Here is a 17208-nt window from a genome sequence, read left to right on the forward strand (position 1 = left end):
GTGCCAACAAGGCCGTGAGTGCGGCGCGCAGCGGCCGATTGCGGCTGGGCACCGGCAGGTTGCCCGTGCGCATTCGATGTGCTACACGCATGGCAGTACGCGCACTGCCTCTGCGACGACGGCGAAGCTGGCCGCATGACGCAAGGCCTGAGACAAGGCACCGCTTACTTCGCCTGCGACACCGCCGGCAACAGCCCCGGCTGCGCGTCGTACCACTCGCGTGCGCCGGCCAGATGCCACTGGCGTTGCTTGCCATCGAGTTCGATCCCGGCGCCCAGCACGCCCCAGCGCAGATACAGATCGCCGCGCCGCTGCTCCTCGTTCAAGGCCAAGCGCGCACGCAGCGACAGGCGTGCGTTCTCCGCATGCAGGTCGTCGATCAGCACCTGTTGCTTGCGCCAACGCACCCGGCCGGTGGCATCGAGCTCGCCCGAATCCAGCAAGCCCAATACCCAGCGCGGGTAATCGGCGCGCTGCGCAAACACCGATAGCAGCGGCGCAACATCGCGCATGCGAATCGCCGCATCGGCATCCACCTGGAACGGCGCACTGGCCTGGATGGTGCCGGCGCCGACCTGCATTTCCCCCCACCAGTTGGCATCCGTGCTGTCGTCGCCTACGCGCATATTGCGCAAGCGCACGCGCGTGCCGCTGAGGTCGAAGAACTTGTTCTTGAAATCGGCGCGCTGCAGCTGCGCCCGCAACTCGGCATCGCCGCGCATCTGCACGCCGGCCAATGCAAGGTGTGCCCCCTGACCGCGCAGATTCGCGTGACCGCTGCCGACCTCGCCGGAGGCGTTGAGCGCCACATCGCCGGTCAGGCTGCCGCTGCCGCCAAGCAGGCGCACGTTGTTGCCCGGCAGATAGCGGTTATAGACGGTGAGATCGGGCACGCGCGCATCGCTGAAACGCAGCTGCGCCTTGAGCGTGTCGCGCAGGCGCGCCAGTTCGGCGTCGCCATGCATGGCCAGCTGCAGAGCGCGGCCGTCCAGCAGGATCTGCTTGGGCGCATCGCGCGGCGCGGCCTTGAACGTGGGAATGCTCACCTCCAGATGCGCCTGCGGCGTGGCGGCATCGTCGATGCGCCCGTGTGCGGTGGCGACACCGGCCAGGCGTGTATCGAACACCTGCGCCACGGCTTCCACACGCGGAATCTCCAGGCTGCTGCCACTGGCGAGCCGGCCTTGCGCCAGACGCAGATCGGCCTCGACCAGGCCACCGCCTTCCAGCTGGAACCACGGCTTGCGCACGAACAACTCGGCAATCCAGTTCAGGGATTCGAACTTCCAACGCCCACGTACCTGCCCGGACAATCGCGGCAACACCTGCGCCGGATTCTGGAAAGGAATGCCGCGGCCGGCGAGGCGCAGGTCGGCCTGCAGCTCGCTGCCGGTGGTTTCATCGCGCGGCAGCCGCGCCTGCACGCGGATATCGCGCGCCACATCCAGTTGCAACGCCAGCATGCCGCGGTCGGTCGCGCCAACGCCCGCCAGCAACGGCAGCCGCCAGACCGCATGGCTGCCCGGCTGCAATGCGCCGCGATCCAGCGTGATGTCGGCCTCCACCCGCGCCGCCGAGGGCCCGCTGCGGATGTCCACGTGCGGCGCGCCGGTGTCGATCTTCAACGCCACCGTGCTGGCCTTCAGCTGCAGGCGCGCGTGGGTGATGCCGAGCTTGCGCAGGCCCGGTGCCTCATCGCGGTAATGGCGTGGAAACTGGAATTGCGCCTCCAACTGCGCGCCATTGAACACCTGCACCCCGTCATAGCTGACCACCGCATCGGTAAAGCTCGCCTCGGAGGCAAACAGCTCCGACGGCCCGCCTTTGAGCTGCTTGAGAAAGCCGACAGTGGCCTGGCCTTGCCCGGCAATCAGCAACTTGCCCAGACGCGCGCTGCGGATGCTGCTGCTGGTGATCGCATCGAAGCGCAGCGTCCAGCCCTGATCGCCACGTGGCGGTGGTGGAATGGGTGTGTCGGAGGTTTCGACTTCCGCGCTGAGGCAAGTGGCATGCAGCCACGGCAAGCGCACCTCGCGCCGGAACAGCGGCAGCAAAGCGACGCGCGCATTGGCGCGATCGGCATGCAACACGTACACGGTGCGGTTGGCCTGCCCGCGCATGCGCACGTTCCAGGCCATCACCTGGCCCGGAAACAGCGTGAGTGCCGGGCCGGTCTGCATGGTGAATTTATGCGGCTGCCGGTTGGTGACGGCATCGAACAGCGGCGTATTGAGAAAAATGTTGCCGGCCAGCAGATACAGCGCATACAGCGCCACCAGCACGACCACTGCGATGCGCCATGGCCGGGGCCAGCGCTGGAAGCGATCGCGAAGTGTGGGCATGGGCGCAGGCAGTGATGAGTCTGCCGTCACTATCGCGGTTGCGCCGGCGGCGAGGCGTGAACATGCGCATGGCCGGTGTCGCGCTCGCTCATTCCACCAAGGTCGCGCCCCGATCGAGGCATGCAGCGGCGATAATTGCGCTTCCCTCGTTTAACGCTGTGCTGCCCATGTCCGACGAACGCATCCTGCACGCGCCGCTGCGCGAACGCCTGGTTTCTGCCGGGGCCGCTGCCGCCTTGATCCAGCCAGGCGAGACCGTGGCGATGAGCGGCTTCACCGGCTCCGGCTACCCCAAGGCGGTGCCGATGGCGCTGGCACAGCGCATCGAAGCGGCGCATCTGCAGGGCCAACCGTTCCAGATCAAGTTGATGACCGGCGCCTCCACCGCACCGGAACTCGATGGCGCGCTGGCCAAGGCCGAGGGCATCGCCATGCGCATGCCGTTCCAGTCCGACCCGGATGCACGCCAACGCATCAATGCCGGCACGCTGGACTATATCGACATCCATCTCAGCCACGTGGCCCAGCACGTGTGGTTCGGTTTCTACGGGCAGATCGATACTGCGGTGGTGGAAGTCTCGGCGATCCGCGCCGATGGCAGCCTGGTGCCGTCGACCTCGATCGGCAACAACAAGACCTGGCTGGACCTGGCCAAGAAAGTGATCATCGAGGTCAACGATTGGCAGCCGGCCGGCCTGGACGGCATGCATGACGTCTATTACGGCACCGCGCTGCCGCCGCATCGCAAACCGATCCCGCTGCTGCATGGCGACGACCGCATCGGCGAGCCCAGCCTGCGCTGCGATCCGGACAAGATCGTGGCGGTGGTGCGCACGCATGGCCCGGACCGCAACAGCCCGTTCGCCGCTGCCGATGCAAGCAGCGAACGCATCGCCGAACACCTGATCGAGTTCCTGCGCCATGAAGTGAGCAAGGGCCGCCTGCCGGCCAGTCTGCTGCCGTTGCAATCGGGCGTGGGCAATATCCCCAATGCGGTGCTGGCGGGGCTTGCACGCAGTGGCTTCCGCGATCTGGAGGCGTTCACTGAAGTGATTCAGGACGGCATGCTCGCGCTGCTACGCGACGGCGTGCTGCGCTATGCCTCGTGCACCGGCTTTGCGCTCAGCCCGGAAGGCAACGAGGAGTTCAAGCGCAATATCGATTTCTATCGGCAACGCATCGTCATGCGCACGCAGGAGATCTCCAACCATCCGGAACTGGTGCGCCGGCTTGGCTGCATCGGCATGAACGGCATGATCGAAGCCGACCTGTACGGCAACGTCAATTCCACCCATGTGATGGGCAGCCGCATCATGAACGGCATCGGTGGCTCCGGCGATTTTGCGCGCAATGGATTCCTGTCCATTTTTTTGAGCCCCAGCATCGCCAAGGCCGGCAGCATCTCGTCAATTGTGCCGATGGTCAGCCATGTCGATCACACCGAACACGACGTCTCTGTGATCGTCACCGAACAAGGTCTGGCCGATCTGCGCGGGCTCACGCCCAAACAACGCGCGCGCCAGGTGCTCGATCACTGCGTGCACCCGCGTTATCGCGATGCACTGGAAGATTATGTAGCGCGTGCCAATCGCGACAGCTACGGCAAGCACACCCCGCATCTGCTGACCGAAGCGCTGTCGTGGCATCAACGCTGGTTGGAGACAGGCGACATGCTGGGGTGATCGCGCGCGTTGCAGCTGCCCGATCATGCCGCGCTCTGTGCACCTGATCGTCGTGCCGGGCAGCGTGCGCAGCATTTGGCGGATGCACGTCGGGGCGCAGCGGGACACCGATCGCGCCGCCCGCAGGCACGCGTGTTCGGGCGCAATAGCGATTGAGCGATAGCGCCATGCTCAACACCTCCGATGGCAGCGCCTTATTGCGCGACTGCACACTTGCATCGGCCGCTATGCGCTTATGCAATGACGAGCGTGCCTAGTGTGTCCATGCAGGTAATGCGCGCTCGAACACTCAGTGCAGCGCGTCATGCGAAATGGTCGCCGTTAACGCAACTCGAACTTCATTGCTGCCGCCGACATGCGGCGACATCGCATCGTCACGGACATAGCGGATAACGTTCCTGCCCGCTCGCATTCGGCGGCAGGACGGCTCTCTCCCCCTCCTGCCGCTGGGCGCGACGGGTCATCACTGGGTGGTGTCCAATCCGTCGGGCCGGCTCCCTGCACCGGCCCGACGTTCTTGTTCTAGAGTTGCCATCAACACTACGTCAGGCTGCTTGAGGCGCTCATTGCAAGGCTGTTCGCTACGTGTTGTGGGCCGCTTGTGGCGACGGGTACGCGCTTTTTTGGATGTGCTGCGTTCTGAATACACCAGATGTCGAATGTGCTGCGCTTTAGATTTGATGCGCTTTGAATATGCCGGGCGTTGAGGATGCTGGACTTTGATGAGTTGCACTCGAGTGGGCTGGGCTTTGAATCTGTTGCCCTTGCGAGTGCGCCGCGTCGTTTGTAAGCATGCAATCTAAAATGGCTGTCTTCCGCCGTACCCTCACCCCAACCCCTCTCCCGGCAGGGGAGGGGCTCTCACCAATCACGCAGCTTCGGCAACCCGCCTCGCACGACGTGCACGCACGGCCGTCGCCAGACGCTCCAGCACCTGCACCGAAGCGTCCCAATCCAGGCAGCCGTCGGTGATGCTCTGGCCGTAGGTCAGTGCGCAGCCCGGCACCAGTTCCTGGCGGCCGCCGACCAGGTGGCTCTCCACCATGACGCCGACGATGCGCGTCTCGCCGCCTTCCAGCTGCCTGGCGATGTCGTCGATGACCTTGGGCTGGTTCTCGGGATTCTTGCCGCTGTTGGCATGGCTGGCGTCGATCATCAGACGCGCCGGCAAGCCGGATTTAGTGAGCACCTGGCTGGCCGCTTCCACATTGGCCGCGTCGAAGTTGGGCTGCTTGCCGCCGCGCAGGATCACATGGCAATCCGGATTGCCGGCCGTCGCTGCCACCGCGGTGTGGCCATCCTTGGTCACGGCCAGGAAATGGTGCGGATGCGAAGCCGCTCCCACCGCGTCCACCGCAATCTTGACGTCGCCACCGGTACCGTTCTTGAAGCCCACCGGGCACGACAAGCCCGAGGCCATTTCGCGATGCACCTGGCTTTCGGTGGTGCGCGCGCCGATCGCGCCCCAGGCCACCAGGTCGGCGATGTACTGCGGCGAGATGATGTCGAGAAATTCCACGCCCGCCGGCAGGCCGAGGTTGTTGATGTCGCGCAGCAGGCCGCGCGCCACCCGCAGACCCTTGTTGATCTGGAAGCTGCCATCCAGGTCCGGATCGTTGATCAGACCCTTCCAGCCGATGGTGGTACGCGGCTTTTCGAAGTACACCCGCATCACGATCTCCAGCGCGTCGCCGAACTGCTCGCGCAGCGGGCGCAGGCGGTGCGCGTAGTCCATCGCCGCAACCGGGTCATGGATCGAGCAGGGCCCGATCACCACCGCCAGGCGGTCGTCGCGGCCATGCAGAATCTCGTGCAGGGCGGCGCGCGAATTGGTCACGGTCTCGGAAGCGCGGTCGTCGCAAGGCAGCAGCGACAGCAGCTGGGAGGGCGGGGCGAGGGCTTCGATCTTGCGGATACGCAGGTCATCGGTCACAGGCGGCATAACAGTGTCTCGGTGGGCGGTGTTGCATCAGGGATGCCAGGCGAGGCGGCAACAAAAAAGCCGCCAGTGTACGCTGGCGGCTTTTCGGGAATGCTGCTGAAGATTTCTTCAGGGTGAGCGCAATCCGTCCTCCGCCAGCGGCATCGGAAAACCGTAGTACCAAAAGTAAAACTGGCTGCGGGGTGCGTTCATTGGGTGCATTGATAACACGCGCGTTTCGACGCTGCCACTGTTTCATCGGCAACGGAACGTTGCAGCGGCGGTCGCGATGCGCCTGCAAGCCGTATGTGTCTCGACGACCACCGCGTCGCACTGACGTTGAGCGCATCGCGCGCCACGCCCAGTGCCGCATGCGCCGTGCGGCAGTGCTGCCACGTCCCACGGTTGTCACGTACGCACGCTGGATGCAACTCAGACACACGGCTTGGTAACCGTCTTGCTGAGCCCGACCGCGATGGATGCTGCGACGTGCCGGCACGATATCGGTGCGGATTGATGTCCGGTCCATTGCGTGTGTACCCATCCTCGGTGGTGACCATGAAGAGCCGGGCACACCGGGGTATTGTTTCACCTACCGACATCAATGATGCTTATTGCATAACCAAAATTTCTTTTATATCAATTGATTAGGTAGTCACTAGTGGCTTACTATCGTTTCACATATCGTTTCAGAATCTGCGCCCCATGCCCTCTCCCGACGCAGTCGAACGGCTGATCAGCGCGCTACGCATCAACGGCCCCATGCGTGGGGCCGATCTGGCGGCGCGCCTGGGCGTGAGCCGCCCTACCCTGTCCCGCCTGGTCGCAAGTGCCGGTCCTGCAGTGCTGCGTTATGGCAAGGCGCGCACTACCGGCTACGCGGCCACCGGTGAGTTGCGGGGCGAGCGTATGTGGCCGCTCTATCGAATCGATCACGATGCCCGCGTTGTACCACTGGGCCACCTGTTGGTGCTGCATAACGACCATTTCTTTGTCGACCTTTTGCAGGACAACCCCGTTCTATTGCATCCGCCGTTGGACACAGGCGTGTTCGCGTCGCTGCCGTGGTTTATCGACGACCAACGGCCCCAGGGATTTCTCGGGCGCAATCTGGCGCACCGTGTCGCCGGGCCGTTGCGCCTACCGGACAACCTGGCGCTGTGGTCGCCCAGGGACAACCTGGTGGCCATGCTGTCGGATGGTCACGACCAGGTTGGCGACCTGCTGATCGGCGAGCGCGCGCTGGCTCTGGCTTTGGAGGCGATCGAACAGCCTGGGTGCATCGCCATGCAGGCGCGCCCCGATGAATATCTCAGCCGCGCCGAAGCTGCATTGCGCGGCGAGGCCGTTGGCTCGTCTGCCGCTGGCGAGCAGCCGAAGTTCACTGCAGTGCTGGGAGAAGATGGCGCGTATCGCCCCGTGATCGTCAAGTTCTCCGACCAGACCGATCAGCCAACAGGCCGGCGTTGGGCGGATCTTTTACACATGGAGTGGTTGGCCAGCCAGATTCTGATTGCCGGCGGCATCCCTGCTGCGGCAACGCAGGTGCTGCAGGCGGGCGGGCGCGTCTTCCTCGAATCGACACGCTTCGATCGGACTGCTGCATTGGGCCGGCGCGGGTTCGTCTCACTGATGTCGCTGTTCGCTGCCTTTTACGGCGACGCGAACACCAGCAGCTGGCGGACCCTTGCTCCACTGCTCAAGCGCGATGGTTGGCTAAGCCCGCAAGACGCCGAGCGCCTGGAAGTGATCAGTTGGTTCGGCACGCTTATCGGCAACACCGACATGCACCTGGGCAATGCGGCATTGGTGCTTGCCGACACCCTGCCCCTGCAACTTGCCCCGGTGTATGACATGCTGCCGATGGCACTGCGGCCGGCATCCAGTGGCGAAGTCGTACAGCGGGATATCGAGATTCCACCGCCTAGCGTTGATCAGTTCGCGCAATGGCGGCGCGCTGCCGGGATGGCCGAGCAGTTCTGGCAGCAAGCCATGGACAACGACAAGCTGAGCGAACAGATGCGCGGCATCGCCACGCGCGCGTTGGCCAGCCTGCGTCGAACGGCGTCACGTCTTGCCTGATGCCGACGCCTACTCGCCGCGGCGGTATATCCCTGTGCCGCTCTCCGCCAATCCCCAGCCACGCTACCGCCTCGGTACGTCGTTGCCATGACTTTGAGCGACTGAAACGGCAGCGCAGCCATTGTTCGGACTCTGCATTTATGACTCGTCCGCCAAGGTCCCGAGCACGTCGTCCTTACCTGATCAGTTGTAATTATTTGAAGAGCACACAGGCTTTTCTCTCGCAGCTTTTTGATAGAGCGAGCAGGCCTTACTTCACGCCCCGACGCAATGAATGACGCTTGCAGATGAGCATGTGTTTCGCCGGAGGCCGAGCTTTCTGTTCCGCCAATGCCGCAATTCCGAAGAGTGGTCTGCGGGCCGCTCCCACGCACAAAATCAAGGCGCCAGCCAATAACGCTTTCCAGACCAACCAGCTTTCGTCACAAAATCAGCCTGCACTGCACCACACGCCACGGCGCTGTGCCGTGGCGTGTGGTGCGGCAGCCACATTCAATCAGAACGTAAACACATATTCCGCTGCCACTTCGCGGCCGATCGGGTTGAACAAGGTGGTGTTGTAGAAGCCGTAGCCGTAGAAGCGCTCCTTGTTCTCGTAGCCCACTTCGTTGAACACGTTGTTGACGTAGAAATTGACCTTGGCATGGTCGGTGAGTTTGTAGCCGGTGCTCAGGTTCCAGTAGATCGCAGGTCCCACGCGGCCGAAGTAACGCTTGCTGGTTTCGCCCAGATGCACGTTGGCGGTGTCGGTGACCACGCACTCATCGGCGGCACTGGGCTGGTAGCCGTCGTCGAAGCGTGCGCAGGTGCCCCAGTTGACCGCACGCATCGAGCCGAGCCGGCGGAAGTACACCGTCCAGTCCCATGCGCCGCCGTTGTCCCAATGCACGCTGCCGCGCACACGGCTGCGCACGCGTTCGTCGCGGCGGTTTTCGTCGCTGTCTGTGCGGTAGATCTGTTCGCGATAGGCGATCAGCGTGTTGTAGTCCAGCGACAACTGAAAGTTCCCCCAACCGGAAGTGGCCAGGCGGTATTTCAGCGAGGCGTCGATGCCGGAGGTTTCCATCTGCGCCAGGTTGATCGGGCCGCGCTCGATGCTGGCGATGGTGCCATCGGCATTGCGCAGCACGCGCGAGCTGATGGTGTCGCAATAACCGGCGCCGCCAGGGTTGTTCCAGGCGCCGCCGCTGATGGTGGTGCCGGTGCGGCAGCCGGCTTCGGCCGAGAGGATCTCGTCGCGGTCCAGATCCTTGATCATTTCCTCCAGCTGGATGCGGTAGTAATCCACGCTCAGTGACAGACCTTGCGCGATGTCCCACACCACCCCGCCGGTGAACGAGCGGCCGGTTTCCGAGCGTAGATCCGGGGTGCCGCGGCGGTTTACATCCACGGTGTAGAAGATGTTGCTGTTCTCGTCATTGCAGCCGCCGGTGAGAGACGCGCCCGAGGAAATACAGCGGTATTGATCGATCACGGTCTGGTTGGTGGAGCTGGGTTCGCCGAGCACGTAATGCATGTCCGGCGCGCGGAAGCTGGTGGCCAGCGTGCTGCGCAACAACAGGCTCTCGACCGGGCGCCATTCCAGGCCCGCGCTCCAGGTGGTATCGCTTTGCGTGCCGACATCGGTTGGAATCGCCGCCGAAGACCGGTAGTTGCCATAGCGATCGTAGCGGCCGGCCACATTCGCGCTCAATGTGGAGAGCAACGGAATCTGGAATTCCAGCCCGGCCGAGCTGCGCATGCGCTCACCACCGCCACTGTCGACCACATCGACCGGGTAGCACTCATTGGCGCACGGGTCCGGCGACAGCTGGTAGCCCTGCTTGGCCACTTCGGCCACGGTGGCAAAGCGGATCGGCCCGGCCCAGCCCTGCACCACGTCGCCGCTCAAGCTGAAACTGGCTTGATTCACCCACGAATAGGCGGAGTTATGCGACTTGGCGACCAGGTCGTCGTACTCGCTCGACGACAGTGGCGCATACAAACGCGCTTCGTTGATCGCATAAATCGATGAACCATCGGCGGCGGTGCCGGTGGGGCTGCCGAGAAAATAATCGGTCGCGCGCGCGGTATCCACGGTGCGAATGTATTCGTCGACTGTGTAGCGCGAGCGACCGACGCTCAGCTCCCAATCGAAGCGATCGGCCCATACACCGCGCAGGCCGGCGCTCAGGTCCCAGGACTGTTCCTTGTTGTAGTTGGCGAGCCGATCCCAGCCGTCGGCTTCGCGACGGGTAAGCTGGCGGATCGCATACAGCGAGCGGCCGGTGTTCGCATCCTGGAACGGGCCCAGGTACGCGTACGGCGGATCGTAGGTCCAGCGCCCGATGCTGCGGTTGGCCGACAGCGTGGCCCACGCCTCGGTGGCCTCGCCGAACTTCCAGGTGCCATAGAGATACGCCGAATAATCTTCGCTGCCGGTGACCAGACCCCAGTCGCCGTAGTCGCGCGCCACGCCACAATAATCGCCGGCGTTGGTGAGCGTGCCGGTGTTCTGGTTGTAGCTCAGCCGCTGCGCATCGATGAACTCGCCGCCGAAGCGCGCGCAGGTGCCTGCAGGCGGCGCCAGGCGCTCGCTGGTGTTGGCATCGACCAGGCTCAAACCGGTGAACGGGTTGAAGCCGTACAGGCGGTTCTGGCCGGTCCAGTTGGAATAGGACATGTCGTCCGAGTCGTCCATCTCAGGGCGATCGCGCCCGCTCAGCGGATCGCGCCGGGTGGCCTGCAGCGCGTAGGTCAGGCTCCAGTTTTCGCCGGTGCGCCCGCCCGCCCACGACACGTCGAAACTGTCGCGCCCGCCTTCGGTGGCCGTGCCGCCGCGCAGCCGCACCTGGTCGCCCTGGTAGTCGCGCTTGAGGATCACGTTGACCACGCCGGCCACCGCGTCCGAGCCGTAGATCGCCGATGCGCCGCCGGTCAAAATCTCGATGCGCTCCACTGCGGCGGAGGGGATGTTGCTGTAATTGGAAAAGTTGCTTTCGCCGCCGTACGGGAGCGGGTAATCGGCCACGCGGTGCCCGTTGACCAGCAGCAAGGTGCGGCCCGGTCCCAGGTCGCGCAGATTGATCGGCGAGGCGTTGGGCGTGTGCGAGCCCCATTGCGTATCGGCTTCCACCGAGCCCTGTTGATTCATGCTGTTGAGCACGTCGTAGACGGTGGCGAAGCCTTCCTGCTGGATCTGTTGCGCGGAGATGGTGACCACCGGCTGCGCGCCTTCGACCTGCGCGCGCTTGATGCGCGAGCCGGTGACGCTGACTGCGTCCAGGGTGGAGGTAACGCGTGGTTGATCCGGCTCGGTCTGCTGGGCAGTGGCCGATTGGGCGGCGACGGACAGGGCGAGCGACAAGGAAATCGACAAGGCAAGGCGATGACTGCGGCAGTTCATAAGATCCCCGGGAGAGGCCGGCATGGCCGGCGTGGCGTTTCACTGCAACGACGCCTGCGAGCGATGCACCGCATCGCCGCCCCCTGTCCGATGGCCCCCCGACCGTTCGGCGCAAGCGCCTGCCCAGCGACGCTAGGGCTGCTATGACATCGGTGTCAACACCCTGACATGAATATGTGATAGCCGCCTCGAAACAACCTATTCGATGCCGTGCTGCAGACGTCTGATCGGATCACGGCGTGCCCATCCATGCGCAACTGGCAGCAACGGAATCGATGCCTTGGAGCGTCGCTTCCTACCGTTGTCACCGCTTGGTCGGGCACTTCCGGTGGCAGCGCGCTACTTCGCACATCCGGTTGAGCCGGGTGCTCGCGCGCGGATCATGAAAGAACACCGAACACCGCGATTGGTGTCCCCCCATCGAACGGAGATATCCGATGCAGATCAGGAAAGCGCAGTCGGCAGGCCAGTCCTCGCCGGACGAGTTGCAGAACGCACGCGAGCGCGATGAAGGTACCGTGGAACTGCAACCTGCCGCATCGCCGACACACTCCCCGGTCAACCCGGCGCTAGCGGCACTTGCCCCGGTCGGCCGGTCAGGCACGTCGTCTGCCAGTTCCACGCCGACTTTGCCCGTGGAGCCATCTTCGCCCGCACCGCAGGCGTCTCACTCGGCACGCACGACTGCTCCATCCACTGCCAAAACGCTTAGCGCGCGCGCGCGCTCCGCGCTAGCAGGCGGCGTCCAGCATGCATCCGCTGCAGTGTCCAAGGCTGCGGTCGATTTCTGGTCGCTGACAGATCTGCGCACCATGCTGCAGATCCATGCGGACGATCCGGCATTTCTGCAGATGGTGCGCCACACCGATCCGGAACAGGTCGCGCCCCACAGCCTAGCCGCGTGCCGCCAGCAGATCACGCAGCTGCGCGGCGCCATCGAAACGGCAACCGGTCTGGAAGCACGCTTCCGTCAGCAATTGCTCGGCGACATCAAAGCCGTGGAAGACGCGCTGCAACCGCTGGAACACGGAACACCTGCGCCCGGGCGGGCGCTGAAGTCGCTGGCCAATCTGGTCAATCTCTGGCCCCTGGTGGTGCCCAGTCCGCTGCTCGCCAACCAGGCCAAGACCTTCGCCTATTCCATTGCCGCAGCAACCAAGGGCGTGATGAGTCTATCGGCATCGGCGCTGCGCCCCACCGCCGACGGGCTTCCGTTCCCGCTGATGGGCGGGCAGCTGGGGCGCGAAGCCAACGAAATGCATTTCTACGCCATCCTGCTCAACGGCATGTTTCTCACCACCGAGCTGCCAAAGAAATTCGGCAACCCGGCCATGCGGCATCAGGCAGAGGCAGTGGAAAACAACCTGGGATTTTCCGCAGCGGCATCGACGGCCTGCACAGCGATGGTGCTGATGCCTTTCCTCTGGAACAGCATCAACAAAATTGGCAATCGAATGCAGCACGGTGTCTCCCACCTGGGCGCGAGTATCGCGGACCGTGCCGGCCTTCAGGCGCAGGCTCAGCGGTTGCGCGCGCGCCTGACGCCCGGACAGATCAGCCAGCAACTGCGCACCCAACTCAACGAGATCTGCGCCGCTCTGGAGCATGGCCGCGACGCTTTTCAACAAGCGCGCCGAGACTTCACCGAACCCAGCACAGGGCACGAACTCACCCGCACGCTCAATGCTCAATGCACGCATCTGCTGGAGACGCTCGATCAATGCAGCAAGCGCCTGAGCACTGCGCTGCAAGTCGACCAGGACCAGCCAGCCACCATCCCGCGCCAACTGAGCAACCAGGATTTCTCTTCCAAGTTGGCATTGGCATTGCTGGGTGCCGGCGTGACCGGGCTGACCGTCTACCTGATCCAGCCGGATCGGATCGGCACGGTGGACCTGCTGGCCGACACGGCCGTGGTGACGACCGTGATGATGCAGTCGGCGTTGAACAAGCACGCGACCCGCCAGGACACGATGGAGCGCTTCAAGGCCATGTGCTCCGGCAGCATGGTCATGGCGCTGGCGCTGGGTGTGGAGAAGCTGTCCAAGACGTTCGCAGACAAGAGCTTGATAGAAGCATCGCCGGCATCGCCCTACTACGCTGGCGCGATCATGTCGCTGATGTCGATGACGATGCCTGGCCCAATGGCGCGTGGCGCGGAACTGGCGATGAACTGGGGCGGGCGTCAGGTCATGCGGGTGTTCGAGGGGCCCGATGGCACCCCGCTCGCAACCCGCATGCCGTCCTCGCCCGAAGAGCTGATCCAGACCGTACAAGACACGGCGAATTATGTGGCAAGTCTGCAGTCGGAACATGCGCAGCAGTACCAGGAGATGGTCGGAGATATCGCGCTGCAAGTGATCGAGGACGCGGGCGCTGCTGCTCAGACCAGGCCCGGCAGCAGCGTGACGATCACCGAAATCTCCGAAGTCGCCGAGATGGACGAGGCCGCCGGAGTCGCGGTGCAGACCGCCTCCCCGGAACCGGAAGCGATTGCGCAACCGCACCCACGCAGCGATAGCGCAACAGCACCTACAGCGCGTTCGCCCTGACATTGCAAGCAACGGCAATGGGCTGCTAGCACCCACCTGCGCAACAGGGGGGCGCACACAGGAGGCTCCGCCTTTCAGCGGGGTCTCTTGTGTGATGCAACAGCCAACGCGAGGGCTTTGCCACGCGCGATTACCCCGACTACCGCACCGGCCCACTCACACCAGATACCGCCGGAACCACTCGATGGTGCGATCCCACGCCAGCGTCGCCGCTGCCTTGTCGTAACGCGGCGTCGAGTCGTTGTGGAAGCCGTGGTTGGTGTCCGGATACACGTAGGCCTGATAGACCTTGTGCTGCGCCTTGAGCGCGGCCTCGTACGCCGGCCAGCCGGCATTGACGCGTTCGTCTTCCGCGGCGTAATGCAGCAGCAGCGGCGCACGGATGCGGGCGACCTCGGCCTCGGTAGGCTGACGGCCATAGAACGGCACCGCCGCCGCCAGCTCGGGATACGCCACCGCTGCCGCATTGGCCACGCCGCCGCCATAGCAGAAGCCGGTGATGCCGACCTTGCCGGTGCTGCGCTCGCGGCTCATCAAAAATTCCACTGCGGCGAAGAAGTCGTTCATCAGCTTGGTCGGGTCGACCTGCGCCTGTAGCGCGCGGCCCTTTTCGTCGTTGCCGGGATACCCGCCCACCGAACTCAGGCCATCCGGTGCCAGCGCGACAAAGCCGGCTTTGGCCACGCGCCGCGCTACGTCTTCGATATACGGATTCAAACCGCGGTTTTCGTGCGCCACCACCACGCCCGCCACCGCGCCGGTGACCTTGGCCGGCCGCACCAGATAACCGCGCACCTGGCCATGGCCATTGGGCGAGGGATAGGTGATGTACTCGGCCACGATGTCCGGGTCGGTGAACTCCACTTGCGTGGCGAGCGCGTAGTCGGGGCTCAGCGATTCCAGGATCGCCGCCGCACTCAACCCGGCCACCGCGAACGCGGCGGCACGATCGAGAAAATCGCGCCGACTGAGTTTGCCGTGCACGTAGCCGTCGTACAGCGCGAGCAGATCGGGGTGGAAATCCTGTGCGGTCAAACGGCGCATCGGCGTTCTCCTGGGGATGGCTGGACTGCGACGCGGGTGCAACCACACGCAGCGCAGAGAGCGGCATCGCCTACGACACAACACCGCATCCAGCCGAGCATGCCGGGGCATCCGCGGCAGTACAAGACGCAGCACAAGGATCAACAGACGCGGGATGGTGCCCATGTGCCAAGCGCTATAGAGACGACGCACTTCCACAGCGCGATAGACACCGCCTGGCACGCCTCACACACAGAAATCATCGACATGCATGCAGAAGTACATAGCGCGGCAGAGTGGTTCGGCAATGCATATCCGGCCATCCGCAAGCGCATGCCGTTGACTGCAATTGGGACACCACTGCGATCTCGGCATCGACCGCATTGCGCTCATACCGGCAGCGATTCGTTCGGGTCGCCGTGCCCTGCGCGGCCTCGCTCCCCAACGTACCGCCCACAAAAAAACCCCGCCTTTCGGCGGGGTCATTTTTTGCTGTAACAGCCAAGTGGCCTGGATCAGAAATCCATACCGCCCATGCCGCCCATGCCGCCACCGCCGCCGGGCATTGCCGGCTCATCCTTCTTCGGGGCATCGGCCACCATGGCTTCGGTGGTGATCATCAGGCCGGCGATCGAGGCTGCGTTCTGCAGTGCCGAACGGGTGACCTTGGTCGGATCCAGGATGCCGAACTCGACCATGTCGCCGAACTCGCCGTTGGCCGCGTTGTAACCGTAGTTGCCGGTGCCTTCCTTGACCTTGTTCAGGATCACGGACGGCTCTTCGCCGGCATTGGCCACGATTTCGCGCAGCGGGGCTTCCATGGCGCGCAGGGCGATCTGGATGCCGTGGGTCTGGTCTTCGTTGGCACCGGTCAGGTTACCGACGGCCACCAGCGCACGCACCAGGGCCACACCGCCGCCCGGGACCACGCCTTCTTCGACGGCTGCACGGGTGGCGTGCAGGGCGTCTTCGACGCGGGCCTTCTTTTCCTTCATTTCGATTTCGGTCGACGCGCCGACCTTGATCACTGCAACGCCGCCGGCCAGCTTGGCCACGCGCTCCTGCAACTTCTCGCGGTCGTAATCGGACGAGGTGTCCTCGATCTGGGTCTTGATCTGGCCAACGCGGGCTTCGATCGTGGCAGAGTCGCCGGCGCCGTCGATGATGGTGGTGTTCTCCTTGGAGACCTGCACCTTCTTCGCACGGCCCAGGTCCTTGATGGTCGCCTTCTCAAGCGCCAGACCCACTTCCTCGGAGATCACGGTGCCGCCGGTCAGCACGGCCATGTCTTCCAGCATCGCCTTGCGACGGTCGCCGAAGCCCGGTGCCTTGACGGCCACGACCTTGACGATGCCACGGATGGTGTTGACCACCAGGGTCGCCAGCGCTTCGCCTTCGACTTCTTCAGCCACGATCAGCAGCGGCTTGCCGGCCTTGGCCACGCCTTCCAGCACGGGCAGCAGGTCGCGCACGTTGGAGATCTTCTTGTCGTGCAGCAGGATGAACGGGTCGTCCAGATCGGCCGACTGGCTCTGCTGGTTGTTGATGAAGTACGGGGACAGGTAGCCGCGATCAAACTGCATGCCCTCGACCACGTCCAGCTCGTTTTCCAGGCCCGAGCCTTCTTCAACGGTGATCACGCCTTCCTTGCCGACCTTCTGCATCGCTTCGGCAATGATGTTGCCGATCGATTCGTCCGAGTTGGCCGAGATGGTGCCGACCTGGGCGATCGCCTTGTCGTCGGTGGTGGGCTTGGAGATGTTCTTCAGCTCGATGACGGCAGCCTTGACGGCCTGGTCGATACCGCGCTTGAGGTCCATCGGGTTCATGCCGGCGGCCACGGCCTTGGCGCCTTCGCGGATCAGGGCCTGGGCCAGCACGGTGGCGGTGGTGGTGCCGTCGCCGGCATTGTCGTTGGTCTTGGAAGCGACTTCCTTGACCATCTGCGCGCCCATGTTCTCGAACTTGTCAGCCAGTTCGATTTCCTTGGCGACGGAGACGCCGTCCTTGGTGATGGTCGGCGCGCCGAAGCTCTTTTCGAGCACGACGTTGCGGCCCTTCGGGCCCAGGGTGGCCTTGACGGCATTGGCGAGAACGTTGACGCCACGGACCATGCGGGTACGTGCGTCTTCACCGAAACGAATGTCTTTAGCAGCCATTTGTATGTAACTCCGGAAATGGGGAATAGGGAATGGGGAATCGGTAGATCAACAGCGTGAAT

The 17208-nt window shown here is 64.0% G+C and carries 8 protein-coding genes; 3 read left to right on the forward strand and 5 right to left on the reverse strand.

Going from position 1 to position 17208, the window contains the following annotated elements; genetic code table 11:
* Positions 1-164 precede the first annotated feature (164 nt).
* Positions 165-2342: a translocation/assembly module TamB domain-containing protein gene (locus NYR97_RS05005; protein ID WP_316696947.1), complete on the reverse strand. Its 2178-nt coding sequence runs from the start codon at positions 2340-2342 to the stop codon at positions 165-167.
* Between the two features lie 167 nt (positions 2343-2509).
* Here NYR97_RS05005 and scpC point away from each other — a divergent pair, with 167 nt between their 5' ends.
* On the forward strand, positions 2510-4024 hold the full coding sequence (gene scpC, locus NYR97_RS05010; RefSeq protein ID WP_316696948.1) for a succinyl-CoA:acetate CoA-transferase ScpC: 1515 nt from the start codon (positions 2510-2512) through the stop codon (positions 4022-4024).
* Positions 4025-4892: 868 nt separating this feature from the next.
* On the opposite strand, the gene NYR97_RS05015 is transcribed toward scpC, so the two are convergent.
* Positions 4893-5966, reverse strand: coding sequence for a 3-deoxy-7-phosphoheptulonate synthase (locus NYR97_RS05015; RefSeq protein WP_115037502.1), 1074 nt, complete (start codon positions 5964-5966; stop codon positions 4893-4895).
* A 684-nt stretch (positions 5967-6650) separates the two neighbouring features.
* Between NYR97_RS05015 and yjjJ the strand changes: the two genes are divergently transcribed.
* Entirely contained in the window at positions 6651-8027 is a 1377-nt protein-coding gene (yjjJ, locus tag NYR97_RS05020) for a type II toxin-antitoxin system HipA family toxin YjjJ (RefSeq protein ID WP_425613037.1), read from the forward strand.
* A gap of 496 nt (positions 8028-8523) precedes the next feature.
* On the opposite strand, the gene NYR97_RS05025 is transcribed toward yjjJ, so the two are convergent.
* Positions 8524-11412 carry a TonB-dependent receptor plug domain-containing protein gene (locus tag NYR97_RS05025; protein ID WP_316696949.1) on the reverse strand — a complete coding sequence of 963 codons (2889 nt, stop codon included), beginning with the start codon at positions 11410-11412 and terminating at the stop codon, positions 8524-8526.
* Positions 11413-11849: 437 nt separating this feature from the next.
* On the opposite strand from NYR97_RS05025, the gene xopX reads away from it, so the two are divergent.
* Positions 11850-13964 carry a XopX family type III secretion system effector gene (xopX, locus tag NYR97_RS05030; RefSeq protein WP_316696950.1) on the forward strand — a complete coding sequence of 705 codons (2115 nt, stop codon included), beginning with the start codon at positions 11850-11852 and terminating at the stop codon, positions 13962-13964.
* Positions 13965-14120: 156 nt separating this feature from the next.
* On the opposite strand, the gene yghX is transcribed toward xopX, so the two are convergent.
* Positions 14121-15008 carry a YghX family hydrolase gene (yghX, locus tag NYR97_RS05035; protein ID WP_205393573.1) on the reverse strand — a complete coding sequence of 296 codons (888 nt, stop codon included), beginning with the start codon at positions 15006-15008 and terminating at the stop codon, positions 14121-14123.
* Positions 15009-15502: 494 nt separating this feature from the next.
* A complete protein-coding gene (gene groL / locus NYR97_RS05040; RefSeq protein WP_040940520.1) occupies positions 15503-17146 on the reverse strand; it encodes a chaperonin GroEL in 1644 nt (547 codons plus the stop codon).
* Positions 17147-17208 lie beyond the last annotated feature (62 nt).

The organism is Xanthomonas hydrangeae (genome assembly GCF_032697525.1).
GTDB lineage: Bacteria > Pseudomonadota > Gammaproteobacteria > Xanthomonadales > Xanthomonadaceae > Xanthomonas > Xanthomonas hydrangeae.

Excerpts from the sequence above, each read along its gene's own strand:
- NYR97_RS05005 (WP_316696947.1), bottom strand. The coding sequence starts at position 2,342 with ATGCCCACACTTCGCGATCGCTTCCAGCGCTGGCCCCGGCCATGGCGC.
- scpC (WP_316696948.1), top strand. The coding sequence starts at position 2,510 with ATGTCCGACGAACGCATCCTGCACGCGCCGCTGCGCGAACGCCTGGTT.
- NYR97_RS05015 (WP_115037502.1), bottom strand. The coding sequence starts at position 5,966 with ATGCCGCCTGTGACCGATGACCTGCGTATCCGCAAGATCGAAGCCCTC.
- yjjJ (WP_425613037.1), top strand. The coding sequence starts at position 6,651 with ATGCCCTCTCCCGACGCAGTCGAACGGCTGATCAGCGCGCTACGCATC.
- NYR97_RS05025 (WP_316696949.1), bottom strand. The coding sequence starts at position 11,412 with ATGAACTGCCGCAGTCATCGCCTTGCCTTGTCGATTTCCTTGTCGCTC.
- xopX (WP_316696950.1), top strand. The coding sequence starts at position 11,850 with ATGCAGATCAGGAAAGCGCAGTCGGCAGGCCAGTCCTCGCCGGACGAG.
- yghX (WP_205393573.1), bottom strand. The coding sequence starts at position 15,008 with ATGCGCCGTTTGACCGCACAGGATTTCCACCCCGATCTGCTCGCGCTG.
- groL (WP_040940520.1), bottom strand. The coding sequence starts at position 17,146 with ATGGCTGCTAAAGACATTCGTTTCGGTGAAGACGCACGTACCCGCATG.